19 protein-coding genes are annotated in these 22,962 nt (G+C 66.7%); 12 read left to right on the forward strand and 7 right to left on the reverse strand.

Annotation, left to right across the window (positions count from 1 at the left end):
• Positions 1-17: 17 nt before the first annotated feature.
• The 4 genes from ACV22V_RS03370 to ACV22V_RS03385 all read left to right on the forward strand — a co-directional run bounded on the left by ACV22V_RS03370 (position 18) and on the right by ACV22V_RS03385 (position 4,388).
• Positions 18-854, forward strand: coding sequence for an SPOR domain-containing protein (locus tag ACV22V_RS03370; RefSeq protein WP_448012971.1), 837 nt, complete (start codon positions 18-20; stop codon positions 852-854).
• A gap of 6 nt (positions 855-860) precedes the next feature.
• The gene (locus tag ACV22V_RS03375) at positions 861-1,355 is read left to right on the forward strand and encodes a CvpA family protein (protein WP_059524763.1); all 495 of its coding nucleotides are present in this window, start codon (positions 861-863) and stop codon (positions 1,353-1,355) included.
• Positions 1,356-1,406: 51 nt separating this feature from the next.
• Positions 1,407-2,939 carry an amidophosphoribosyltransferase gene (purF, locus tag ACV22V_RS03380; protein WP_059524765.1) on the forward strand — a complete coding sequence of 511 codons (1,533 nt, stop codon included), beginning with the start codon at positions 1,407-1,409 and terminating at the stop codon, positions 2,937-2,939.
• 258 nt (positions 2,940-3,197) lie between these two features.
• On the forward strand, positions 3,198-4,388 hold the full coding sequence (locus ACV22V_RS03385) for an O-succinylhomoserine sulfhydrylase (protein WP_059525647.1): 1,191 nt from the start codon (positions 3,198-3,200) through the stop codon (positions 4,386-4,388).
• A 96-nt stretch (positions 4,389-4,484) separates the two neighbouring features.
• On the opposite strand, the gene ACV22V_RS03390 is transcribed toward ACV22V_RS03385, so the two are convergent.
• Genes ACV22V_RS03390 through ACV22V_RS03400 form a run of 3 tightly spaced genes read right to left on the reverse strand, consistent with a single transcriptional unit; the run spans position 4,485 to position 7,592 of the window.
• A complete protein-coding gene (locus ACV22V_RS03390) occupies positions 4,485-5,459 on the reverse strand; it encodes an NAD-dependent epimerase/dehydratase family protein (RefSeq protein WP_448012974.1) in 975 nt (324 codons plus the stop codon).
• Complete coding sequence (gene gmd / locus ACV22V_RS03395; RefSeq protein ID WP_059524769.1) at positions 5,446-6,492, reverse strand: GDP-mannose 4,6-dehydratase; 1,047 nt, start codon at positions 6,490-6,492, stop codon at positions 5,446-5,448. The genes ACV22V_RS03390 and gmd overlap by 14 nt, the downstream gene beginning before the upstream one ends.
• A gap of 35 nt (positions 6,493-6,527) precedes the next feature.
• A complete protein-coding gene (locus tag ACV22V_RS03400) occupies positions 6,528-7,592 on the reverse strand; it encodes an acyltransferase family protein (RefSeq protein ID WP_448012976.1) in 1,065 nt (354 codons plus the stop codon).
• A 185-nt stretch (positions 7,593-7,777) separates the two neighbouring features.
• On the opposite strand from ACV22V_RS03400, the gene ACV22V_RS03405 reads away from it, so the two are divergent.
• The 4 genes from ACV22V_RS03405 to ACV22V_RS03420 all read left to right on the forward strand — a co-directional run bounded on the left by ACV22V_RS03405 (position 7,778) and on the right by ACV22V_RS03420 (position 14,250).
• Positions 7,778-7,981 (forward strand): hypothetical protein, encoded by a 204-nt coding sequence (locus ACV22V_RS03405; RefSeq protein ID WP_448012977.1) that lies wholly within the window; start codon positions 7,778-7,780, stop codon positions 7,979-7,981.
• 104 nt (positions 7,982-8,085) lie between these two features.
• Entirely contained in the window at positions 8,086-10,278 is a 2,193-nt protein-coding gene (locus ACV22V_RS03410) for a hypothetical protein (protein ID WP_448013020.1), read from the forward strand.
• Between the two features lie 43 nt (positions 10,279-10,321).
• Positions 10,322-11,788 (forward strand): flippase, encoded by a 1,467-nt coding sequence (locus tag ACV22V_RS03415; protein WP_448012979.1) that lies wholly within the window; start codon positions 10,322-10,324, stop codon positions 11,786-11,788.
• Positions 11,785-14,250, forward strand: a complete 2,466-nt coding sequence (locus ACV22V_RS03420) for a glycosyltransferase family 4 protein (protein WP_448012980.1) — start codon at positions 11,785-11,787, stop codon at positions 14,248-14,250. Before ACV22V_RS03415 ends, ACV22V_RS03420 begins: the two co-directional genes overlap by 4 nt.
• Before the next feature lie 208 nt (positions 14,251-14,458).
• Here ACV22V_RS03420 and ACV22V_RS03425 read toward each other — a convergent pair whose 3' ends face one another.
• Positions 14,459-15,634: an acyltransferase family protein gene (locus ACV22V_RS03425; protein ID WP_448012982.1), complete on the reverse strand. Its 1,176-nt coding sequence runs from the start codon at positions 15,632-15,634 to the stop codon at positions 14,459-14,461.
• A 213-nt stretch (positions 15,635-15,847) separates the two neighbouring features.
• On the opposite strand from ACV22V_RS03425, the gene ACV22V_RS03430 reads away from it, so the two are divergent.
• Together ACV22V_RS03430 and galU are read left to right on the forward strand one after the other, a co-directional pair.
• Entirely contained in the window at positions 15,848-15,991 is a 144-nt protein-coding gene (locus tag ACV22V_RS03430; protein ID WP_006479318.1) for a hypothetical protein, read from the forward strand.
• A 228-nt stretch (positions 15,992-16,219) separates the two neighbouring features.
• On the forward strand, positions 16,220-17,107 hold the full coding sequence (galU, locus tag ACV22V_RS03435) for a UTP--glucose-1-phosphate uridylyltransferase GalU (protein ID WP_034179975.1): 888 nt from the start codon (positions 16,220-16,222) through the stop codon (positions 17,105-17,107).
• Between the two features lie 318 nt (positions 17,108-17,425).
• Here galU and ACV22V_RS03440 read toward each other — a convergent pair whose 3' ends face one another.
• Positions 17,426-18,544, reverse strand: coding sequence for an acyltransferase family protein (locus ACV22V_RS03440; RefSeq protein WP_448012983.1), 1,119 nt, complete (start codon positions 18,542-18,544; stop codon positions 17,426-17,428).
• 268 nt (positions 18,545-18,812) lie between these two features.
• On the opposite strand from ACV22V_RS03440, the gene ACV22V_RS03445 reads away from it, so the two are divergent.
• Positions 18,813-19,262, forward strand: coding sequence for an HU family DNA-binding protein (locus tag ACV22V_RS03445; protein WP_011548077.1), 450 nt, complete (start codon positions 18,813-18,815; stop codon positions 19,260-19,262).
• A gap of 259 nt (positions 19,263-19,521) precedes the next feature.
• On the forward strand, positions 19,522-20,322 hold the full coding sequence (locus ACV22V_RS03450) for an AadA family aminoglycoside 3''-O-nucleotidyltransferase (protein ID WP_448012984.1): 801 nt from the start codon (positions 19,522-19,524) through the stop codon (positions 20,320-20,322).
• Positions 20,323-20,461: 139 nt separating this feature from the next.
• Here the strand turns inward: ACV22V_RS03450 and ACV22V_RS03455 are convergent, their stop codons facing one another.
• Both ACV22V_RS03455 and ACV22V_RS03460 read right to left on the reverse strand, forming a co-directional pair.
• Positions 20,462-20,935, reverse strand: coding sequence for a VOC family protein (locus ACV22V_RS03455; protein ID WP_059689716.1), 474 nt, complete (start codon positions 20,933-20,935; stop codon positions 20,462-20,464).
• Positions 20,936-21,403: 468 nt separating this feature from the next.
• Entirely contained in the window at positions 21,404-22,561 is a 1,158-nt protein-coding gene (locus ACV22V_RS03460) for a porin (RefSeq protein WP_059689719.1), read from the reverse strand.
• Positions 22,562-22,962 lie beyond the last annotated feature (401 nt).

Here is a 22,962-nt window from a genome sequence, read left to right on the forward strand (position 1 = left end):
TTCGGACTCAGCCATTCATGGGAATTTTCTCGTTCGGCAAGAAAGACGACGACGCGCCCCCGCGGCGCGGCGGTCGTACCGGGGCCTCCCGGAACGTGCGCACGGAGCGCACTGAACGCGTCGAGCGACGCACGCGCCGCACCGAGCGTCCGGAATCGGACGCACTGCTCCTCGATCCGACCCTTCCAGAAAAGCAACGCGCCCGCCGGCGGCTCGTCGGCGCGATCGCGCTCGTCGTCGCCGCGGTGATCGTGCTGCCGATGGTGCTCGATTCGCACCCGAAGCCGGTGACGGACGACATCGCGATCGACATCCCGAACCGGCCCGCGCATCAGGCGGTGGCACCGCGCGACGACGACGCGTCCGACGTGCAGGCGGGCGTCGCGCACGACGAACCGCCGGCATCCGATGTCGCCGTGGCGGCCGTGCCCGCGCCCGCGGCCAAGCCGGCCGCGAAGCCCGATACCACGACCCCGACGACCACGGCGAGCGTGACGCCGCCGAAGCCCGCTGCGAAGCCGGCCACGGCCGCACCCGCACCGAAGCCGGCCGCGCCGAAACCGGCGCCCGCGACGGTCGCGAACGCGGATGCCGCGGCCGACAGCGGCGACGCATCGTCGCCGGCATCGCCGGCCGGTGCGCGCTTCGCGGTGCAGCTCGGTTCGTTCAAGGACGACGCAACGGCCCGTTCGTGGGCCACCAAGTTGAAATCGGCGGGTGTGCCCGCATATGTCGAACATCGCAAGCAGGCGGATGGCAGCACGGCTACACTGCTGCGTGCCGGCCCGTTCGCGGATCGCGCGGCGGCGTCCGCCGCGATCGCGAAGGTGCGCGAAGCCGGACTCACGCAGTAACGTGCGATGCTGACGGCTTTCGACTACGCTGTATTGGCGGTGATCGCGTTGTCTGCGCTGCGTGGCGCATGGCGCGGTTTCGTCTCGGAGATTTTCGGGCTGATCGGCTGGATCGCGGCGATTGCGATCGCGGCCCGCTATGTCGGACTGGTCGTGCCGTATATCCCGGCGAACTGGCCGGGCGGCGCGCTGACACAGTGGGTGCTGGCGTTCGCGCTGATCGTGATCGGCGTGGTGTTCGTCGCGGGTGTCGCGAACGCGCTGTTGTCGCGGATCGCGCAGGCGACGGGCCTCGGCGGAGTCGATCGCTCGCTGGGCATGATGTTCGGGCTCGTCCGCGGCTGCGTGCTGGTGGTGCTGCTGGTCGCGGCGGCCGGGCTGACCGAATTGCCCAAACAGGATTTCTGGCGCAATGCGCTATTGCGTCCTTTCGCCGAACAGGGCGTGCACGAGCTGAAGCAGCTCCTGCCCGACGGCATGGCCCAGTATGTGCGCGTGTGACGACGCGGCTGGGCAGGACGGAACCGATTTTGTCATCTTGAAGGACATGCCATGTGCGGCATCGTAGGTGTTATCTCCCAATCCCCGGTCAATCAGCTGATCTATGACAGCCTGCTGCTGCTGCAGCATCGCGGTCAGGACGCAGCGGGCATCGCGACGGCGGACGGCAGCAATTTCCACATGTACAAGGCGAACGGCATGGTGCGCGACGTGTTCCGCACGCGCAACATGCGCAGCCTGCCCGGCACCTTCGGCATCGGCCAGGTCCGTTATCCGACGGCCGGCTCGGCGTCGAGCGAAGCCGAGGCGCAGCCGTTCTACGTGAACGCGCCGTTCGGGATCATCCTCGCGCACAACGGCAACCTGACGAACTGGGAACAGCTGAAGGACGAGATGTTCCGGATCGACCGCCGGCACATCAACACCAATTCCGACAGCGAAGTGCTGCTCAACGTGTTCGCGCACGAGCTGCAGCTGTCGACGACGGGCCTCGAGCTCGATCCGGCCGCGGTGTTCAAGGCGGTCGCGGGCGTGCATCGCCGCCTGCAGGGCTCGTACGCGATCGTGTCGCTGATCGCCGGCTACGGCCTGCTCGCGTTCCGCGATCCGTTCGGCATCCGCCCGCTCTGCATCGGCAAGCTCGAGACCGAACACGGCACCGAGTGGATGGTCGCGTCGGAGTCGGTGGCGGTCGAAGGCATCGGCTTCGAATTCGTGCGCGACGTGCAGCCGGGCGAAGCGATCTTCATCGACAAGGCCGGCAACTTCCACAGCCAGCAGTGCGCGGAGCACCCGACGCTGAATCCGTGCATGTTCGAATACGTGTATCTCGCGCGTCCGGATTCGTGCCTCGACGGCGTGCCCGTCTACAACGTGCGCCTGCGCATGGGCGATTACCTCGCCGAGAAGATCAAGCGCGAGCTGCCGAACGTGCCGATCGACGTCGTGATGCCGATTCCCGATTCGTCGCGTCCGGCCGCGATGCAGGTCGCCGCGAAGCTCGGCGTCGAGTATCGCGAAGGCTTCTTCAAGAACCGCTACGTCGGCCGCACCTTCATCATGCCGGGCCAGGCCGTGCGCAAGAAGTCGGTGCGCCAGAAGCTCAATGCGATGAGCATCGAGTTCAAGGACAAGAACGTGCTGATCGTCGACGATTCGATCGTGCGCGGCACGACCTCGCACGAGATCGTGCAGATGGCGCGCGATGCGGGCGCGAAGTCGGTGATCTTCGCGTCGGCGGCACCGCCCGTGAAGTTCCCGAACGTGTACGGCATCGACATGCCGACGCGCGGCGAGCTGGTCGCCCACGGCCGCACCGACGATGAAGTCGCGAAGATCATCGGCGCCGACTACCTGATCTATCAGGACGTCGACGACCTGCGCCGCGCGGTGCGCGACATCAACCCGAAGCTCGAGCGCTTCGAGGCGTCGTGCTTCGACGGCAACTACATCACCGGCGCCGTGACGCCCGAGTATCTCGATGCGATCGAGCGCGCGCGTCTCGCACCGGCGTCGCAGGCCGATCGCGACACGGCCGGCGATACCGCGCGTTCGCAGATGAACCTGCAACTGTCGGTCGAGTGATGCCGGCGCGCGCTTCCGACGAAGCGTGATAGGATGTGGCCTTGCGTCGATTTGATTCAGCTTGCGGACGCGGGGCGACTTCCCAAAACAGCTAAAGCGAAGGCCGGCGGCAGCCGGCCCGAGTCGATCGCTGTCGTACCGCACCGAAGCCCGCTGATGCCGACGCATAGCGGGCTTTTTGTTTTGGCCTGATTTTGTGGCTGGGTGCGCGCCCGATGCATGACCCGCGGCGCGACCCTCGAATACGGAAAACGGAACATGGACGACTCCCTCAACTTCGACACGCTCGCCGTGCGCGCGGGCACGCTGCGCAGCAACTTCAACGAGCATTCGGAAGCGCTGTTCCTCACGTCGAGCTTCTGCTTCACGAGCGCGGCCGAGGCGGCCGAGCGCTTCGCGAATTCGGAAGACTATTTCACTTATTCGCGCTTCACGAACCCGACCGTCACCATGTTCCAGGATCGTCTCGCCGCGCTCGAAGGCGGCGAGGCCTGCATCGCGACGGCGTCGGGCATGGCCGCGATCATGTCGGTCGTGATGTCCGCGCTGCAGGCGGGCGATCACCTCGTCAGCTCGCGCAGCCTGTTCGGCTCGACGCTCGGGATGTTCTCGCAGATCTTCAGCAAGTTCGGCATCACGACGACCTTCGTCGATCCCACCGACCTGAACGCATGGCAGGAAGCGGTGCGGCCCGAGACGAAGATGTTCTTCCTCGAAACGCCGTCGAACCCGCTGACCGAACTCGCCGACATCGAGGCGATCGGCAAGATCGCGAAGGCCGCGAACGCGCTGTTCGTCGTCGATAACTGTTTCTGCAGCCCGGTGCTGCAGCAGCCGCTGAAGCTCGGCGCGGACGTCGTGATGCACTCGGCGACGAAGTTCCTCGACGGGCAGGGCCGCGTGCTCGGCGGCGCGCTGGTCGGCTCGAAGGAATTCATCATGGGCAAGGTGTTCCCGTTCGTGCGCAGCGCGGGGCCGACGCTGTCGGCGTTCAACGCGTGGGTGCTGCTGAAGGGGATGGAGACGCTGTCGTTGCGCGTCGAGAAGCAGTCGGCGAACGCGCTCGAAATCGCGCGCTGGCTCGATTCGCATCCGGCCGTCGCGCGCGTGTTCTATCCGGGGCTCGAATCGCATCCGCAGCACGAACTCGCGAAGCGCCAGCAGAAGGCGGGCGGCGCGATCGTGTCGTTCGAGCTGAAGGGCGACACGCCGGAGCAGCAGCGCGCGAATGCATGGCGCGTGATCGACGGCACGAAGCTGATCTCGATCACCGGCAACCTCGGCGACACGCGCACGACGATCACGCATCCGGCGACGACGACGCATGCTCGCGTCACGCCGGAAGCGCGTGCGGCCGCGGGGATCACCGAAGGGCTGATCCGCCTCGCGGTCGGTCTGGAAAACGCGGGCGATCTGCGCAACGATCTCGCGCGCGGCCTCGAGGGCTGAGCGCGGCGGCAGGTTTCAGGGCCGACATGAGATGGGCCGCTCGATCGGATCGAGCGGCCCATTTTCTTTTGGCCTGCGTCGCGCGCGCTGACGGAATCAGCCGGCGTGCCCGGCCTGCGCGGGCCGCGGCACGTCGCGCATCGCTTCCATCATCCAGCGCAGCGTGTCGTCGAGCGGCGTCACGGGCAGCTCGCCCACCGCGCGCCGCAGCTTGTCGCGCGACCCGCTCAGTCGTTTCACCTCGTTGTGCCGCACGAAACGCGGATCGATCGTCACGTCGATCACGTAGCCGGCGATCCGCGACAGCATCGCCAGCACTTCCTTCAGCGAATACGCGCGCTCCGAGCAGACGTTGAACGTCTCGCCGGCCGGCGCGGCTTCGAGCAGCTTCAGATAGGCGGCTGTCACGTCGCGCACGTCGGAGAAATCGCGGCTCACGTCGAGATTGCCGAGCGAGATGCGCGGCGCATTGCGCGCATAGTGCGACACGAGTTTCGGCAGCAGATACGCCTCGTCCTGGCCGACGCCGGTGTAGTTGAACGGCCGCGCGATCACGATCGGCAGGCGGTCGGCCCATAGCTTCGCCGCGTATTCCATCGCGAGCTTGCTGACCGCATAGTCGTTTGCAGGGGCGGGGGCGACGGTTTCGTCGAGCACGCCGGCCGTCGAATTGCCGTAGATGTTCGCGCTGCTGGCGAGCAGCACCGCCGACGGACGGCGGTCGAGGCCCGCGAGCGCGGCCAGCAGGTTGCGCGTGCCGACGATGTTGACCGCGTAAGTCTGCGACGGCTCGTCCTGCGCGACGTGCGCACGCGCAGCCAGATGCACGACCGCATCGGGCCGCGCATCGGCGGCCGCCGCGCGCATCGCTTGCGCGTCGAGCAGGTCGACCGGCAGCAGCGTGCAGTTCGCGAATGCCGGGTCGTCCGGCCGCGCCGCGCCGGGCGCCACGGTGCCCCACACGTCGTAGCCGGCCGCCTCGAGGCGCTGTGCCATGTAGCGGCCGGTGAAGCCCGTCAGGCCCGTGACGAACGCACGGCGCGACGCGCGTCCGGCATCAGTACGTGTCATGGTGACGATTCCGCGTCAGGTCCGCTTCCACCATCATCTGGCAAAGCTGCTCGAGCGTCGTTTCCGGCGCCCAGCCGAGCTTGGATTTGGCCTTGTCCGCGCAGCCGATCAGCAGGTCGACTTCGGCAGGGCGGTAGAACTTCGGATTCACTTCGACGAGCACGTTGCCGTTCGATGCGTCGAGACCGCGTTCCTGTTCGCCCTTGCCGGTCCATTCGATCTGATAGCCGGCGGCCGCGAACGCCATCTGCACGAAGTCGCGCACGGTCTCGGTGCGGTTGGTCGCGAGCACGTAGGTGTCGGGCTCGTCGACCTGCAGCATCCGCCACATCCCTTCGACGTATTCGAGCGCGAAGCCCCAGTCGCGCTTGGCGTCGAGGTTGCCGAGTTCGAGTTTGGTCGCCTTGCCGAGCTTGATCTTCGCGACGGTGTCGGTGATCTTGCGCGTGACGAACTCGCGGCCGCGCAGCGGCGATTCGTGGTTGAACAGGATGCCGCTGCAGCCGAACAGGTCGTAGGACTCGCGGTAGTTCACGGTCATCCAGTGCGCGTACAGCTTCGCGACGCCGTACGGGCTGCGCGGGTAGAACGCGGTCGTTTCCGTCTGCGGAATCGCCTGCACCTTGCCGAACATCTCGGACGTCGATGCCTGGTAGAAGCGCGTCTTCGGGCTCACCACGCGGATTGCCTCGAGCAGGTTCAGCGGGCCGATGCCGGTGACCTCGGCGGTCGTGGCCGGCTGATCGAACGACACGCCGACGAAGCTCTGCGCGGCCAGGTTGTACAGCTCGTCGGGCTGCGTGCGTTCGAGCAGCCGCAGGCTGGAGCCGGCATCCGTCAGGTCGTGCTCGACGAGCGACAGGTTCGGGTGCGTGTCGACGCCGAGCTCGGCGATGCGCCAGAAGTTCACCGAGCTGGTGCGGCGGTAGGTGCCCGTGACCTCGTAGCCCTTGTCGAGCAGCAGCTTGGTCAGGTAGGCGCCGTCCTGCCCGGTGATCCCCGTGATGATGGCCTTCTTGCGAGTTTGGCTCATGGCAATGTCCTGGTCGAATCGATGGATTGAGAAATTCAGGCGGTCGTGCGCGCGGCGGCGGGCACCGTGGCGCGTGCGGGGCCGCGCGTCAGGCGCCGCTCGAAGCCGTACCAGCTCACGGTGGCGTACGCGAGCGTGATGGCGAGGGCGAGCGCGGCCGTGACGAAGCGGTTCAGGTGCAGCGGCCACAGCGCGTACAGCACGCTCAGGTGAATCAGGTAGACGGTGTAGCTGACGGTGCCGACGTACACGAGCAGCGGGTTCGTCAGCACGCGCTGGACGAGGCCGCGTCCGCGCAGCGCGATCACGACGATCGACGTGCACAGCAGCAGCGAGACGCTGTAGAGCGCGGCGTTCGACAGCGGCGTGTTCGCCGCGCGGAAACGCGGGAACGACAGGTGCAGCCAGCCGAGGATCGCGAGCGACACGAGCGCGCCGAGGATCGCGAGCGGATAGAACGGCTCCAGCGCGCGCCGGTCGCGGCGCAGCACGATCGCGAGCAGCGCACCCGCGGCGAGCAGGTCCATCCGGAACGGCGTCAGGTAATAGATCGGCCAGAACGAATCGAACCACGGCGTCGCGATCGCGCGCAGCACGGGCGCCGCGACGATCAGCGCGGCGGCGATCCACAGCAGCGCACGCTCCGAACACCACAGCACGACGAACGGCCAGAAGATGTAGAACTGCTCCTCGACGGCGAGCGACCACAGCACGTTCAGGCTGTCGTGACCGATGCTGCCGAGCGACAGCCCGATGTTGGTCGAGAAGAACGCGAACCACGGCCAGTGCGGCAGCCAGCTCGCACCGAACAGCAGCGTCGACACGACCAGCAGCAGCACGTACGGCGGCAGGATCCGGCGCACGCGGCGCGCGTAGAAGTGGCTGAAGTACGACTGTCCGCGCGCCTTGCGATCGAGCAGGATGCCGGTGATCAGCAGGCCGCTCAGCACGAAGAACAGGTCGACGCCCATCCATAGCGGCGCCTTCAGCGCATGTTGCAGGAACACGGCGCCGACGGCGATCGCGCGCAGCCCGTCGAGCTGCACGATGCGGCCGTGTTGCGGCGGGGCGAGGTCGGCGGTGCGCGAGATGCCCGTCATCGCGCCGCTCCTTCGCGACGCGCGGCCGATGCCGTGGCGCGCCGCGCATCCGATGCGTGAACGTAATGCATGCGTTTAAATGAAATATTGAATCGAAATCGATTCTAGGGAAAAGAAATCGGCAAAAAAACGCATGTCATTTATCCGGCTGAAAAGATTCGAATGCCGGTCGTTTCAATCGCGACATGAAAGGTTTGCAGGCTGCGCGCCCCGGCGGGCGGGCCGGAACGGCATTTTCTACGGATCGCGGCATGAAAGGCGGTCGATATTTCCGCTTTGCCGGGCCAATTTCTCGCTGTTCCGGCTCGATATTTCAGGTGGAAACATCCCCAAATATTTCCAAATTTCTTGTGATTATTTTTGCTTGTAACCTGCATCGCGACGTTTGAAACCTATTTAGCGACAGGGCATCGCGTGCAGGCAGCATGCCGCGCCGCCGGTCGCTTCCGCATCGAGTCTGGAGAGCGCATTGCGACGTCTGATTCTGGTTGGCATGACGGTATGCGCGGCGCTGTCCGCGAGCGCCGCATCGGCTGAAACCGTGTTGCCCGCGACCACGTCGTGGATCGGCAACACGTTCGGCTATGGCGACGGCAGCTGGACGCAGATCGACATCCGCGCGATCGCGGTGACGCCCGACGGCAAGGTGTATACGAACGCGCCGTGGGACGAGAGCGGCGCCGAGGCGAGCGTCTACCAGGACGGGAAGATGCTCGGCTTCGCCGGCGGCACGCACGGCTGGGGCAACCTCGGCGGCAACGCGGTCGCGGTGAACGGCAAGTATGCGTACGTCGCGATCGGCGTCGGCAACGAGCGCGGCCATCTGCAGTCGCCCGGCATCTGGCCGGACAAGGGTAAGCAGTGGTTCGGCATTTCGCGCCGCACGATCGGCGACATGAAGCAGCCGGCGCCGTTCCGCGCCGCGCCGCAGGTCGCGCCGGGCGGGCGCGCCGATGCCGGCCGCGCGCGCATGGCCGCCAGCTTCATGATGGTCAACGAGGTGCCGGCCCCGGCCCGGTCCGAAGTGGGCGAGGCGAAGGCGGAAGTCGGCGGCCTCGCGGCCGACGACAAGACGCTGTTCTCGACGAATCCGTCGCATGACGCGGTGGACGTGTACGACGCCGAGACGATGCAGAAGAAAGCCACCTGGAGCGCGCACGAGCCGGGCCGCATCGCGCTCGCCGGCGACGGCACGCTGTGGCTGCTCACCGATACGATCGGCGGGCCCGCGCGCCTCGCGCACGTGCGCGCGGACGGCCGCAAGCTCGACGACGCGCCCGCGCTGCCCGACGGCACCGAGGCGGTGGACGTGGCGGTCGACGCGAAAGGGCGCGTGCTGGTCGCGGACAACGGGCCTCGGCAGCAGGTGCTGATCTTCTCGAAAGGCGGCAAGGGCTATGCGCCGTCGGGCACGCTCGGCGAGCGCGGCGGAATCTTCGCGGGCCCGGTGCCGGGCCGTCCGGGGCCGCAGCGCTTCAACGGGCTGACGGGCGTGGGCGTCGATCGCGCGGGCAACGTGTACGTGTCGATGAACGGCATCGGACCGCGTCACGACACGATCGGCGCGGGGCTCGGCGCGGTGCTCGAGAGCTATACGCCGGACGGCAAGCTGCGCTGGCAGGTGCAGGGGCTGCTGTTCGTCGACGGCGCGTGGCTCGACCCGGCGCGGCCGAACAGTGTCTATACGGGCAACAAGCGCTTCGAGCTCGATTTGTCGAAGCCGCCCGGCCAGGACTGGAAATACGCCGGCTTCCTGTCGAACCGCTTCAAGTATCCCGACGATCCCGTGTTCCACACGGACCAGTATCCCGGCATGCCGTTCGCGCGGCGCGTCGACGGCCGCACGTTCCTGTACCTGACCGACATGTACGCCGACCACCTGAAGATCTACCGCTTCGACGCGAAGCGCGACGGCGAGGTCGCGATTCCGTCGGGCCTGATCGCGGGTCGCGCGCGGCCGGTCGACAAGGTGCCGAACAAGCCGCCGGGCGGCGACTGGATCTGGCGCGACGCGAACGGCAACGGCCGGCTCGACGAGGACGAATTCACGACCAACACGACCGGCAAGGCAAAGGCGGGCGGCTGGGGCTGGTGGGTCGACACGAAGGGCGACATCTGGCGCACGAGCGACGTGCGCGGGATTCATCGCTTCGCCTACGGCGGCGTCGACAAGGCTGGCAACCCGATCTACTCGTACGACAAGGTCACGACCTATCCGATGCCGCAGCCGTTCACGCAGCTGCGCCGCGCGATCTACGAGCCGCAGACGGACACGCTGTACGTGACGGGCTACACGGCCGATGCGCCGCCGCAGCCGGGCATCAACAAGGAGGTCGGCCGCGTGCTGGTGCGCTTCGACAAGTGGTCGACCGGCTCGCCGGTGGTGCGCTACACGGTCGCGCTGCCGTGGCAGCTCGACGCGAAGCCGATCCTCGACCTGATCGGCATCACGGTCGAAGGCCGCTACATCTTCACGGTGGAGCCGGTCGGCAAGATCCACGTGTACGACAAGGAAACCGGCAAGGAGGTCGGCGTGATGAGCCCGGGCGCGGAGGTCGGCAAGGCGTCGGGCTGGGTCGACGTGCCGTTCGGCATCAGCGCGTTCCGGCGCGAGAACGGCGAATACCTGGTGTTCGTCGAGGAAGACGCGCGCGGCAAGGTGCTGATGTATCGCTGGAAACCGTGACGGGCGGCGCGCCGTCGTCGTTGGCGTCACACAAGGCAGAAGCATGGACAAAGGCATACTCAAGAACGTTTCGATCAACTTCATCGGGCTGATCCTGCCGACCTTCGTGTCGCTGGTGACGGTGCCCGCGTACATCCACGCGCTGGGCGTCGAACGCTACGGCGTCGTCAGCCTCGTGTGGACGCTGATCGGTTATTTCGGGATCCTCGATCTCGGGATGAGCATGGCCGCGCAGAACCACATCTCGAAGGCGCTTGCGAGCGGCAACGCGGACGAAAGCGCGCGGGTCTTCTGGAGCGCGTTCTGGCTGAACCTCGGCACCGGCATCGTCGGCGGCCTGCTGATCTATTTCGGCGCGTTCGTCTACACCGCGTATTTCACGAAGGTGTCGGCGGCGATGCAGCACGAGGTGTATCTCGCGTTGCCGTGGCTCGCGCTCGCGATTCCGCTCGCGAACGTGTCGTGGGTATTTGCCGGCGCGATCAACGGGGCCGAACGGTTCGGCGTGTTCAACACGAACCAGACGATCGGCACGTTCCTGTTCCAGCTGCTGCCGCTCGGCGCCGCATGGTGGATCGCGCCGAACCTGCAGACGGTGCTGGCCGCGGCCGTCCTCGCGCGGCTCATCGCGGCGGTGATGCTCGGTCACGCAAGCATCAAGGTGCTCGGGATCCGGCGCATCGACCCGCCGCAGTGGGGCACCGCGAAAGGGCTGTTCAACTTCGGCGGCTGGATGCTGATCGCGAGCACGACGAGCATGGTCGCCGACACGCTCGACCGCGTGATGCTCGGCGCCGGCATGGGCGCGAAGTTCGTCACCTATTACACGGTTCCGCAGAACCTCGTCACGCGGCTGAACATGCTGCCGAACGCGCTGGTGCGCACGCTGTTTCCGCGCCTGTCGGCGGTCGGCCGCGACCATGCCGACACGCTCGCGCGCCAGTCGCTCGAATTCCTGAACGGCGTGTTCACGCCGGTCGGCATCGTCGCGATCTTCGCGCTCGCACCGTTCCTCACATTGTGGGTCGGCGCCGATCTCGCCGCGCATTCGGCGCCGGTCGGGCGCGTGCTGGTGATCAGCGTCTGGCTCGTCGGCCAGGCGAGCGTCACGCGGATCCTGATCCAGTCGCAGGTCAATCCGGCCCGGGCGGCGTTCGCCGGGCTCGTCGAGATGCCGTTCTTCGTCGGCGGCCTGTGGTTCGGCATTCATCACTTCGGGCTGATCGGCGCGGCGGTGGTCGTTGCGACCCGCGCGCTGGTCGATTACGGCGTGCTGCTTTACCTGTCGGCGATCCGGATGCGCGCGATCGTGCTCGACATGCTCGCGCATCTCGCCTTCCTGCTCGCGAGCCTGTTTCTCGCGCAGGCGTGGTCGGGGCTCGGCGAGTCGATCGGCCTCTGCGCGGTCGTGCTGGTGCTGAACCTTGCGTGGTCGCTCACGATGACGCCGGCCCTGCGCGCGCTGGTGCGCGACCTGTTCGTCCGTCTCAATGCGAGGAAAACCGTATGAATCGCGATCTGGCGGAACACGCCATCCTGAACCTCGCCACGGCCGATGCCGCCGTGGCCGAAGCCGGCGACACCGCCGCGCTGCGCCGGACCGAACCGGCCGGGCAGGCGGGCGCACGCGATGCGTCGCGCCCGCTGCGCGTGGCGATCGTCCACGACTGGCTCGTCACGTACGCCGGCGCCGAGCGCGTGCTCGAACAGATCGTCGCGTGCTTTCCCGACGCGGACCTGTTCAGCCTCGTCGATTTTCTCGACGATCGCGCGTTCGTGCGCGGCAAGCGGGTGACGACCTCGTTCATCCAGAAACTGCCGTTCGCGCGCACCAAGTACCGCAGCTACCTGCCGCTGATGCCGCTCGCGATCGAGCAGCTCGACGTGTCGGACTACGATCTCGTGATCTCCAGCAGCCATGCGGTCGCGAAGGGCGTGCTGACCGGGCCGGACCAGATGCACATCAGCTACGTGCATTCGCCGATCCGCTACGCGTGGGACCTGCAGCACCAGTATCTGGAACAGTCGAACCTCACGCACGGGCCGAAGTCGCTGCTCGCGCGGATGATCCTGCATTACATCCGCAACTGGGACACGCGCACCGCGAACGCGGTCGACGGCTTCGTCGCGAACTCCGCGTTCATCGCGCGACGCATCCGCAAGGTGTATCACCGCGACGCGGCGGTGATCTTCCCGCCGGTCGACGTCGACGGCTTCTCGCTGAACGAGGCGAAGGACGATTTCTACCTGACCGCGTCGCGGATGGTGCCGTACAAGAAGATCGACCTGATCGTCGAAGCGTTCTCGCGCACGCCGGAGCGCAAGCTCGTGGTGATCGGCGACGGCCCCGAGATGCAGAAGATCCGCGCGAAGGCCGGCCCGAACGTCGAGATCATGGGTTATCAACCGTTCGCGGTGCTGCACGACCGGATGCGGCGCGCGAAGGCGTTCGTGTTCGCGGCCGAGGAGGATTTCGGGATCTCGGTGGTCGAGGCGCAGGCGTGCGGCACGCCCGTGATCGCTTACGGCAAGGGCGGTGCGCTCGAGACGGTGCTCGAACCGCGCGCGCACGCGAATCCGACCGGGCTGTTCTTCGACGAACAGACGCCGCACGCGATCGTCGCGGCGGTCGACGATTTCGAGCGCGCGCCGCAGCGCTTCACGCCGCACGCGTGCCGCGCGAATGCGGAGCGCTTCTCCGCCGACACGTTCCGGCGGCGCTTCCTCGACTACGTGGAGGCGGCGCTGCCGGGCTCGACCGCGCAGCGCGGCACGGCCGTCGCGCCGATGCCGCCCGCGCGCGGCCCGGCGACGCTCGTGCTGGACCAGAGCGGCGTGCTCGGCGGCGCGGAGCTGTCGCTGCTGGAGATCATGAAGCACATGCGCGCGAACGCCGACGTGGTGCTGTTCGACGATGGCCCGTTCCGCGCGGCGCTTGACGAGATCGGCGCGCGCGTCGACGTGCTCGACCAGGGCGCGCTCGCCGGCGTGCGCAAGCAGGGCGGCGTGTCGGCCGGCGCGTTGAAGCAGCTTTACACGCTCGTGCGGGACGTCGCGCGGCGCGCACGCCGCGCCGAGGTGATCTACGCGAACACGCAGCGCGCGATGGTGGTCGCGGCGCTGGCCGGGCGGCTCGCGCGCAAGCCGGTGGTCTGGCACCTGCGCGACATCGTCAGCGGCGACCATTTCGGCAGCAAGCAACTGATGGCGATCAAGTACTGCGCGCGGTTCGGCGTCACACGCGTGATCGCGAACTCCGACGCGTCCGCGCAGGCATTCCGTGCGCTGACGGGTTTCACGCCGCAGCACGTCGACGTCGTGTTCAACGGCATTTCGGCGGAACCGTTCGACGCGCTGGACACGGCCAGCCAGGCCGCGCTGCGCGCGCGCTTCGGGCTGCCCGAGCACGCATGGCTGGTCGGCTCGTTCAGCCGCCTCGCGCACTGGAAGGGGCAGCACCTGCTGCTGGAGGCAGCGGCTCGCCAGCCGGACATGCACGTGGTGCTGGTCGGCGCGCCGCTGTTCGGCGAGGACGAATACGCGGCGCAGCTGCACGAGATCGTCGCGCGTCACGGGATGGACGATCGCGTGCACTTCCTCGGCTTCCAGCGCGACGTGGCCGCGTGCATGAAGGCGGTCGACGTGGTCGCGCATACGTCGATCACGCCGGAGCCGTTCGGGCGCGTGATCGTCGAGGGGATGCTCGCACGGCGGCCGGTGGTTGCGGCCCGCGCGGGCGGAGTCGTCGAGATCATCGAGGACGGCGAAAACGGGCTGCTGTGCGAGCCGGGCAACGCGACCGCGCTGGCCGATGCGCTGGGCAGGCTGCAGCACGACGCCGCGCTGCGCGAGCGGCTCGTCGCGAGCGGGCGGGCGACCGCGGTGCGCCGGTTCGGCACCGCGACCTATGTGGAACGGGTCGAGAAGATCCTCGCGGATACGGCGAAGGCCGCGAAGGCGCAGAAGCGGTAGGCGCGGCGCGTCGGCGCGAATCGACGCCATGCGCCGGGAAAACGGGCCCTCATGCGGCGGTTTGCTGCATGAGGGTTCTGCTTTTTTGGGCGGGCGATGCGGCGGCAGTGCAGCCGCCCAGGCGGCGCGTGACGCCGCGTCACGCCCATGAAAATGCCCCCGGGCGACCTGAGGTCGCGCGGGGGCCGGGAGCGCCGTAACGGCGCAATCAGACAGCCCGTTCGGGCGCCGGTGCGACGACGCGGGCGGCGCGCGTCGGCTTCAGGCTGGCCGACCACATCATCGCGGGGCGTTCGAACAGCCGGTAGAACACGTAGGCGACCGGAATCGCGGCGGCCATGAACGCGATCGACGGCCAGATCGACAGTTGCAGTTCGGAGTGGAACAGCACCGAGCCGAGGCAGACGAACAGCGGCAGATGGATCAGGTACAGCGAGTAGCTGAAGTCGCCGAACCAGCCGAGCACGCGCAACAGCGGCGTCGGGCGCGGCGGGCACGCGAGCGCGCGGTACAGGAAGCACGCGAAGCCGGCCGCCCACAGCTGGAACGCGCCGTACTGGCCGAAATGGAACGCGCCGCAGCCCGCGGCCAGCAGCGCGGCGGCCGCGAGATACCACGCGCGCGACGGCACGGCGGCCGTGCCGCGCGCCGGCTGCGCGCGCACGTCGGCGATCCACGCGCCGACCGTCCAGGACAGCCAGTACGACGTGAAGAACTGCAGGTCGTGCCGTTCGAGCAGCCACGCCGACGCGACGTTGACGAGCGCGACGGCCGCCACGATGGCCGGCATGCCGATGCGCCGGCGCAGCGCGAACAGCAGCGGGTAGATCGCATAGAACTGCACTTCGAGCGACAGCGTCCACAGCGCGCCGTTCGACCCGTACGTGTAGCCGGCGACACCCTGCAGCGAGAACAGGTTCACGAGGAACGCGGTGAGGCCGACGTCGCGGATCTTGTGGCTGACCGGCGCGATCTGCAGGCTGACCGCGTCCATCGCGAGCGTGAACAGCAGCGCGGCGAGCAGCACCGGGTAGATGCGCGCGAAGCGGCGCGCCCAGAAGTTCGGCGCGTCGAGCCGGTACGCGGGGTTGGCCGCGAGCTTGAGCGCCGCGTTGCGGTGGATGCAGTAGCCGCTGATCACGAAGAAGATCGGCACGCCGGCGGAGCCCCACGCGAACGGGAAGGTCAGGTAGCCGGCGATCACGCTCGGGTTCAGCGCATGACCGTAAGCGTGATGGAAGCTCTGCATGCCGACCCAGAGGACCTGGCGGCAGTGGAAATAGGCGACGAGCAGCGCCGCGAACCCGCGCATCGCGTCGATCACGTGTTCCTTGTGGTCGGCGACGGGCGGCGCAGTCAAAGACGATCCGCTGAAAGCTTGCATGCGATTCGATTCCTTGCGACGGATGAAGGGGATGGTCCAATCGTAATGCGCAAGAATTCGATCGAATGAATAAAAAAATCTCGCCGGGAAATGACGGTGTTTCAGATGGTGGTTTTATTCCGGTCTGAAAGCGGTTTCGCCGCCGCCACAATTATTTGCCGATTTTTTTCTGATAGCTTGAAGTTCCAGTTGATTGATGCAAGGAGCGGCAAGATGGACATGCATTGGATCGCGAGCGCGGCAGTACTGCTGGTCATGGCCGTGCTGTCGGCGTACCGCGAGGCGCTGAAGAACGAGCCGATTCGCCCGGGCCTCGAGCGGGGCGGCGTCCCGTATATCGAGGAATTCGAATCGTAAGAATTTGTATCCGGAAAATCGGTAATTTGTTTATGTGTCGGCGCCGGGTTCGGCAATATCGACCGGATTCGCGGATTATCTATTTTCCGGAAACATGGGCAATAGGTCCATATCGAAAATGAGCGGAGTGGAATTGGCCGTGCCGCCGGTTCTCGATATGCCGTTCGAAAAACAATCGCGCCGGGTCGCCCAGCGACGCGGCGCAGTCAACGCAATCAGGATGCGAACATGTTGAAAGTCACCAAGGCCGTGTTCCCCGTCGCCGGTCTCGGCACGCGGTTCCTCCCGGCAACGAAGGCGAGCCCGAAGGAGATGCTGCCCGTCGTCGACAAGCCGCTGATCCAGTACGCGGTCGAGGAAGCGATCAACGCCGGTATCACCGAGATGATCTTCGTGACCGGGCGCAGCAAGCGCGCGATCGAGGATCACTTCGACAAGTCGTACGAGATCGAGGCCGAACTCGAGGCGCGCGGCAAGGAAAAGCTGCTCGAACTCGTGCGCGGCATCAAGCCGAGCCACGTGAACTGCTTCTACGTGCGCCAGCCGGAAGCGCTCGGTCTCGGCCACGCGGTGCTGTGCGCGGAAAAGCTCGTGCACGGCGAGCCGTTCGCGGTGATTCTCGCCGACGACCTGCTGCACGGCGAACAGCCTGTGCTCAAGCAGCTCGTCGACGTGTTCGACCACTATCACAGCTCGGTGATCGGCGTCGAGACGATTCCGCGCGAGGACAGCCGCTCGTACGGCGTCGTCGAAGGCCGCGAGTGGGAAGAGGACATCATCAAGCTGTCGGGCATCATCGAGAAGCCGGCGCCGGAAGACGCGCCGTCGAACCTCGGCGTGGTCGGCCGCTACGTGTTCATGCCGACGATCTTCGATCACCTGCGCAAGCTCAAGCCGGGCGCCGGCGGCGAGCTGCAGCTGACCGACGCGGTCCAGACGCTGCTCGCGAACGAGCAGGTGCTCGCGTATCGCTACTACGGCACGCGTTTCGATTGCGGCAGCAAGATCGGCTACCTCAAGGCGACCGTCGAGCTCGCGCTCCAGCATCCGGAAGTGAGCCGCGAATTCGAGGCGTACCTGCGTACGTGTCTGCCCGCGCTGGCTGCTGTCGCATAAGCAGCTGCGCTGCTCCGTTGTTTCAGGTGGTGGTTGTTCCGTTGGCCCCGGCTGCCTCGTGCGTCGGGGCTTTTTTGCGTGTGGACGAAGCGCGCGCGTGCGGCGGCGGGTGAGCGGCGATGCGGATGTCGGGCGGATTTGAGCGGGTGCATGCGCGACGATTCTGGTATGCCGCCGGACGGCGATGCCGGTTCGAGCGCGCGTTGCGCGATGCGCCGGATGCCGCGGCGATGAAACCGGTGCCGGCGCGCCGGCCGCTTGCGCGCTGATGAGCGACGGTTGCGTACAGGCTGCGTCGCGTCCGCGCCGGTATCGCGCTCAGCGCGGCGACGTGCTCGGCCGCGCGACGAAGTACCGGGCCAGCATCGCGGCGATCGGCTTCTTGAAGTCGAGCAGGCGCCGTTCCAGATAGCGCCACGACAGATGTGCGAGCAGCACGGCAAGCGCGAACTGCAGCAGTTCGGGCAGCACGTCCCGGACGATTCCGGGCACCGGCACGTGCGCGAACAGCGCGGGCATCTCCCCGAAACGTGCCGGGATCAGGTTGTGGAACAGGTAGAAGCCGTAGCTGATCGTGCCGAGATAGACGAGCGGCGCCCAGTCGAGCAGTGCCACGGCCGGATGGTCGGGTTCGGTGACGATCCACAGCATCAGCGCGCCGAGCGACGCTGACAAGCCGAGATCCGCGAGCCCCGTGACGACGTCCGGCAGCATCGTGAACGCGGGCAGCGCGAGGAAGAACACGACGCCGGCGGCGCCGAGCCAGCCGGGCGGAATGCGGCGGACGACGTCCTGGCCGCGATCGGCGAGCGCCATCGCGCCGACGCCGCCCAGCGCGATCAGCGCGAAATTCCACGGGGAAAACGCGTAGATCAGCACCGGCGATGCATCGACCGCGTAGAGCGCGAGATGCGCGAGCGCGCACAGCGCGATGGCCGCGACGCCGAGCACGACGTGGCGCGCGGCCGGCACCGCGAGCAGCGTGAGCGGCGCAATCAGATAGAACTGCTGCTCAACCGCGAGGCTCCAGAAGTGCGACGTGGAGCCCGGCCAGCCGTCCTTGACGACGCCGATCCAGTAATTCGACAGGAACGTGGCGTGCCAAGCGAGCCCGAGATCGACGCCGCGCTGGTAGAACAGCGCGTGCGCGATCGCGAGCGCGGCGAGCAGCAGGTAATAGACGGGAAAGATCCGCAGCGCGCGCTTCGCGAGAAACAGCGCCAGCGCATGACGGCGCGTCATCGCGCCGCACTCGATCGCCTGACGATTGCGATGCAGTTCACCGACGATCAGGAATCCGCTGATGAAGAAGAACGTCCACACACCGAGCTTGCCCACGTCGACGGCGAGGACGTGGCCCTTGTGGGACAGGAAAACGAGGATGACGGCGATGGCTCGCAGGCCGTCGAGTCCTTTGACGTATCTGACTTCGCGCATGAAGGCATCCGGGGCACTGAGCGAGGTCAGTATAGGTGCGCAAATATCGAACGTAATTCGCGATCGGACGCGTTTGGACGTATACGTGAAGGCGTTTTTCGATGCCGGAGCGGCGTCGAAGTCGGTCGCGCGCAACAAAACCTGCGGGAAACCCCGCGAAAACGCATAAAAGTACTCCACGAAGCGTCAAGGCGCTTGTAGAATCCGGCGTTGAAGCGCGCGCGTTGCACGCTTCGTGTATCCAACGACCACACCTGGTAGGAGAAACATGGCGACTTCCGCAAAAAAGGTGGCCAAGAAGGCTGCCGCACCGGCCACCAAGAAAGTGGCTGCCAAAAAGGCTGCGCCCGCGAAGAAAGTAGTGGCCAAGAAGGCTGTCGCGAAGGCAGCACCGGCTGCTCCGACGCCGCTGAAGGACAAGTTCACGAAGGCATCGCTCGCAACGCACATCGCTGAGCGCGCAGCTGTCGAAGTGAAGGCGGTCAAGGCAGTGCTCGTCGCACTCGAGAACGTCGTGCTGGGCTCGGTTCACAAGAAGGGCGCAGGCGAGTTCACGCTGCCGGGTCTGCTGAAGATCACGGCGCAAGTCGTGCCGGCGAAGAAGAAGCGCTTCGGCAAGGATCCGTTCACGGGCGAAGAGCGCTGGTTCCCGGCGAAGCCGGCCAGCGTGCGCGTGAAGGCACGTGCGCTGAAGAAGCTGAAGGACGCGGCTGCGTAATGCCGCGTAACGGTCGCCGAATGCATGTCGGCGGCCGTTGCGATGTCCGACGATCCCCGTACGCGAAAGCGTACGGGGATTTTTATTGCGCCGCGCAAATCGAACGGCCGCGTCGGTATCGCACGGCGCGGATACGGCATGACGTGACGCGCATCCGGTGTGGCCGGCCGCTTGCGCGGATGGCCGGATCGTCGTGTTCGTGCCGGCGCGCGGCTGTGCATCGCCGCGCGTTGCGCGTGCGTCGCGCGGGGTTTGCGCGATGAACGCGACGATCGTTCCCGCCGAGATCGCCGAGCAGGTGACGGTCGCGTGCGCCGCGATCGAACGGCATCTCGGCGCGACGCTGCAGGCGATGCATCTGTTCGGTTCGGCGCTCGACGGCGGGCTGAAACCGCGCAGCGACATCGACCTGCTGGTGACGGTTGCCGCATCGCCGGGCGAAGCGGTGCGGCGCGCGCTGATGCTCGACTTGCTCGACGTGTCTGCGCCGCCGCGGAGCGAGGCGCTCATGCGCGCGCTGGAAGTAACCGTGGTCGTGCACGGCGACGTGGTGCCGTGGCGTCATCCCGCCCGGCGCGAACTGCAGTTCGGCGAATGGCTGCGCCGCGATCTGCGCGCGGGTATCGTCGAGCCGGCATGCGTCGATCACAATCTGGCCATTCTGTTGACGAAGGTGCGGCAGCACGACGTTGCGCTGCGCGGGCCGCGCGCGGCCGCGTGGTTCGACGCGGTGCCCGCACGCGATTTCGTCGCCGCGCTCCTCGCCACGGTTGCGCAGTGGAATGCCGAGCCCGACTGGCGCGGCGACGAATGCAACGTCGTGCTCGCGCTCGCGCGCATCTGGTACAGCGCCGCGACCGGCAGGATCGCGCCGAAGGATGTCGCCGCGGCGTGGGCGCTGGAGCGCCTGCCCGACACGTACCGCCCCGTTCTGTCGGCCGCGCGTACCGTCTATCTGCGCGGTGACGGCGACGGTGCCGATGCGCTGTTGTCGGGCCAACCGGTCGCCGCATTCGTGCGCTACGTGCGACGGATCGTCGAAGCCATGTTGTCGGCGTAGCCGCGCGCGAACGGTCGCTGCCCGCGATTGCGTCGCGGCACGATGCAATCCCGTCGACGGCCGCGGACACGCCCGTATCGCGCGCGCGCCGCGGGCGTGCCGATGCCCGCGCGAAGGAGGCCGCGGCGCCGGTGCTTCGTCAGCCCGCCGTGCCGGCGTAGGCGGCCTTCAGCGCGGCGACGTCGAACTTCGTCATCTGCATCATGGCCGCGGCCACGCGCGCCGCCTTGACCTCGTCACGGTCGGCCATCATCGGGATCAGCGCGTCGGGCACGATCTGCCATGAGACGCCGAAGCGGTCACGCAGCCAGCCGCAGCCGTCGGCCGTGCCGCCGTTGTCGAGCAGCGCGCTCCAGTAGCGGTCGAGTTCCGCCTGGTCGGCGCAACTGATCATCAGCGAGATCGCGTGGTTGAACGTCTCGGTGCGCGGGTGGCTCATCGCGATGAACGGCTGGCCGAACAGCTCGAATTCGACCATCCGGGTGCCGCTGGTGCCGGGTATCGCCGTGACGCGCACGACGCGCGAGTTCGGGAAAATGCCCGCGTAGAAGGCTGCGGCTTCTTCGGCTTCCGTCGCATACCAGAGGAACGGCGTGATCTTCTGAATCGTCATGGAGCGTCTCCTGTCGGATGTCGGTGAGGGATGGGGCAATCCGCGTGCCGCCATCGATACGACGGACGAAGGCCGTCGAAATCGACAAGTCGAAGCATAGTGCTTCGCGTCGCGGGATCGAAATCGGCAGGGTGGGCGAACAAGCGTCCGTTGCGATGACGGATTCCGTCGTCGCGCGTCAGGGGGATATGGCGAGGTTCGCGCGGCGGCGTGCGCCTGACCGGCCGTATGCGGCCGTCGGACAGAAAGGGGTGTCCGGATGCCTCAGGACAGGCTTCCAGCGCGCGACAGGCGGTCCAGGAGCCGCTCCCGGCCGGTTGCCGTACCCAAGTGCCGACCACGGCCATCGCCCGCCACGGCGCCGCCGGCAACGGACGAAAAAAAACCAGCCACGGCCGAAACCGGTGACTGGTTTTGCAGTTCGGCGACATGGCGTCGGAGACGCCATGCACACCGGAAACGTACTTCTTAGAACTTGTGGCGAATGCCGACCGCGACCAGCTCGGCCGAGCTCTTGCCAGCGAAGCCGTACGAAGCGATCGACGCTTGCGCGCTTTGCTGCACGCCGTCGACGAGCTGCGTGCCGCTTGCGTGCTGGTATGCGCCAACCAGGTAGACGTCCGTGCGCTTCGACAGCGAGTAGTCCGCGCCGACACCGACTTGGTGGTACTTAGCCGACGTGTCGCCGCTAGCCTTCGTGTACGAGTAGCCGAGGCCCAGCAGCAGCGGCGGCGTGACCTGGTACGTCACGAACGCGCGGCCCGTGTTGTACTTTTCGGTCGAGCCGAAGCCCGAGAATGCGTCCGGCTTGTACTGTGCGTTGCTGTAGCCGAGGCCGAACGTCACCGGGCCGAGGGCATACTGGCCTGCGACTTGCGCGATGGCGATCGACTTCGCCGTTGCGTAACCCGAGTTGATCGGGCCGTCGAAGATCGCGTCGGACGTCGTCGAACCCCAGCCTGCGCGGCCGACAGCCGTCGTCGGCGACGGGTTGGCTGCGTAGAAGTAGCCTGCTGCAACGCCGACCGGGCCGTTGTTGTAGGCAGCCGCGACCGACCACGTCTGGCCCGAACCCGTCTTGCCTGCAACGCCGCCGAGAGCGTACATGCCTTCGACCTGGAAGCCTGCCCAGACCGGCGACGTGTACTTGATTGCGTTGCTGACGCGCAGCGAGTTGTCGTTGTTGTCGACGTCGCCCGGCGTTGCCATCACGCTGCCGAAGTAGTTGTCAGCCGTGACTGCCTGGACCAGGTCGACCAGCGGGTCGTACTGGCGGCCGAGCGTCAGCGTACCGTACTGGGCGCTCTCGAGGCCGACGTATGCCTGACGACCGAACATGCGACCGCCCTGGTTCAGGTGGCCGGTGCCCGGATCAAAACCGTTTTCCAACTGGAAGATCGCCTTCAGGCCACCGCCGAGGTCTTCAGCGCCTTTCAGGCCCCAACGGCTGCCTTGCAGGTTGCCCGACAGCATTTGCCACGAGTTGTTGGCTTGGCCGTTGTTGCCGTGAACCCATGCGATCGACGTATCGATCACGCCGTACAGCGTGACGCTCGACTGAGCGTGAGCAGCGCCAGCGGCGCCCAGCAGGGCGAGCGAGAGGGTCGAGAGTGCGAGTTTCTTCATCGTTGAGTATCTCCACGCAAATGAATCGTCATTCGTTATTTGTTGCGGATTGGAGAATAGCTCAGTGCCATACGTGCAAGAAAGCTTAAAAAATAAAGTGTCTCGAAAAGGTAACAGCCGAAAAAAATCCATATATATCAAGGACATCAACGACTGTTCCTCTTTTTGAAATAGTTGACATTTGGTGCGCTGCGATTGTTGCAACTGTTGATGCGTTCGGCAGGGGAAGGGCGGATTTCGCCGGTTCGTGCGCGGAAATCGAGGCATGCAAACGTTTGCCGTTGCAGCGCGCATCGCCTGCCGACGCAAAGAACGCGTCAACGTGCGCGAATGCGTGGCGGGCGGGATGGTTGCGGAAAGGGAGACGGTCGCGTAGGGCGGCGATACGACGCGCGCGGCGC

It is taken from the genome of Burkholderia sp. AW33-5 (assembly GCF_053427615.1).

What these genes read in the sequence shown, in the direction of transcription:
- galU (WP_034179975.1), top strand. Translation starts at nt 16,220, where the DNA reads ATGTTGAAAGTCACCAAGGCCGTGTTCCCCGTCGCCGGTCTCGGCACG.
- ACV22V_RS03375 (WP_059524763.1), top strand. Translation starts at nt 861, where the DNA reads ATGCTGACGGCTTTCGACTACGCTGTATTGGCGGTGATCGCGTTGTCT.
- ACV22V_RS03415 (WP_448012979.1), top strand. Translation starts at nt 10,322, where the DNA reads ATGGACAAAGGCATACTCAAGAACGTTTCGATCAACTTCATCGGGCTG.
- ACV22V_RS03425 (WP_448012982.1), bottom strand. Translation starts at nt 15,634, where the DNA reads ATGCAAGCTTTCAGCGGATCGTCTTTGACTGCGCCGCCCGTCGCCGAC.
- ACV22V_RS03385 (WP_059525647.1), top strand. Translation starts at nt 3,198, where the DNA reads ATGGACGACTCCCTCAACTTCGACACGCTCGCCGTGCGCGCGGGCACG.
- purF (WP_059524765.1), top strand. Translation starts at nt 1,407, where the DNA reads ATGTGCGGCATCGTAGGTGTTATCTCCCAATCCCCGGTCAATCAGCTG.
- ACV22V_RS03450 (WP_448012984.1), top strand. Translation starts at nt 19,522, where the DNA reads ATGAACGCGACGATCGTTCCCGCCGAGATCGCCGAGCAGGTGACGGTC.
- ACV22V_RS03405 (WP_448012977.1), top strand. Translation starts at nt 7,778, where the DNA reads ATGAAAGGTTTGCAGGCTGCGCGCCCCGGCGGGCGGGCCGGAACGGCA.
- ACV22V_RS03400 (WP_448012976.1), bottom strand. Translation starts at nt 7,592, where the DNA reads ATGACGGGCATCTCGCGCACCGCCGACCTCGCCCCGCCGCAACACGGC.
- ACV22V_RS03455 (WP_059689716.1), bottom strand. Translation starts at nt 20,935, where the DNA reads ATGACGATTCAGAAGATCACGCCGTTCCTCTGGTATGCGACGGAAGCC.
- ACV22V_RS03390 (WP_448012974.1), bottom strand. Translation starts at nt 5,459, where the DNA reads ATGACACGTACTGATGCCGGACGCGCGTCGCGCCGTGCGTTCGTCACG.
- gmd (WP_059524769.1), bottom strand. Translation starts at nt 6,492, where the DNA reads ATGAGCCAAACTCGCAAGAAGGCCATCATCACGGGGATCACCGGGCAG.
- ACV22V_RS03460 (WP_059689719.1), bottom strand. Translation starts at nt 22,561, where the DNA reads ATGAAGAAACTCGCACTCTCGACCCTCTCGCTCGCCCTGCTGGGCGCC.
- ACV22V_RS03440 (WP_448012983.1), bottom strand. Translation starts at nt 18,544, where the DNA reads ATGCGCGAAGTCAGATACGTCAAAGGACTCGACGGCCTGCGAGCCATC.
- ACV22V_RS03370 (WP_448012971.1), top strand. Translation starts at nt 18, where the DNA reads ATGGGAATTTTCTCGTTCGGCAAGAAAGACGACGACGCGCCCCCGCGG.
- ACV22V_RS03445 (WP_011548077.1), top strand. Translation starts at nt 18,813, where the DNA reads ATGGCGACTTCCGCAAAAAAGGTGGCCAAGAAGGCTGCCGCACCGGCC.
- ACV22V_RS03430 (WP_006479318.1), top strand. Translation starts at nt 15,848, where the DNA reads ATGGACATGCATTGGATCGCGAGCGCGGCAGTACTGCTGGTCATGGCC.
- ACV22V_RS03420 (WP_448012980.1), top strand. Translation starts at nt 11,785, where the DNA reads ATGAATCGCGATCTGGCGGAACACGCCATCCTGAACCTCGCCACGGCC.
- ACV22V_RS03410 (WP_448013020.1), top strand. Translation starts at nt 8,086, where the DNA reads ATGACGGTATGCGCGGCGCTGTCCGCGAGCGCCGCATCGGCTGAAACC.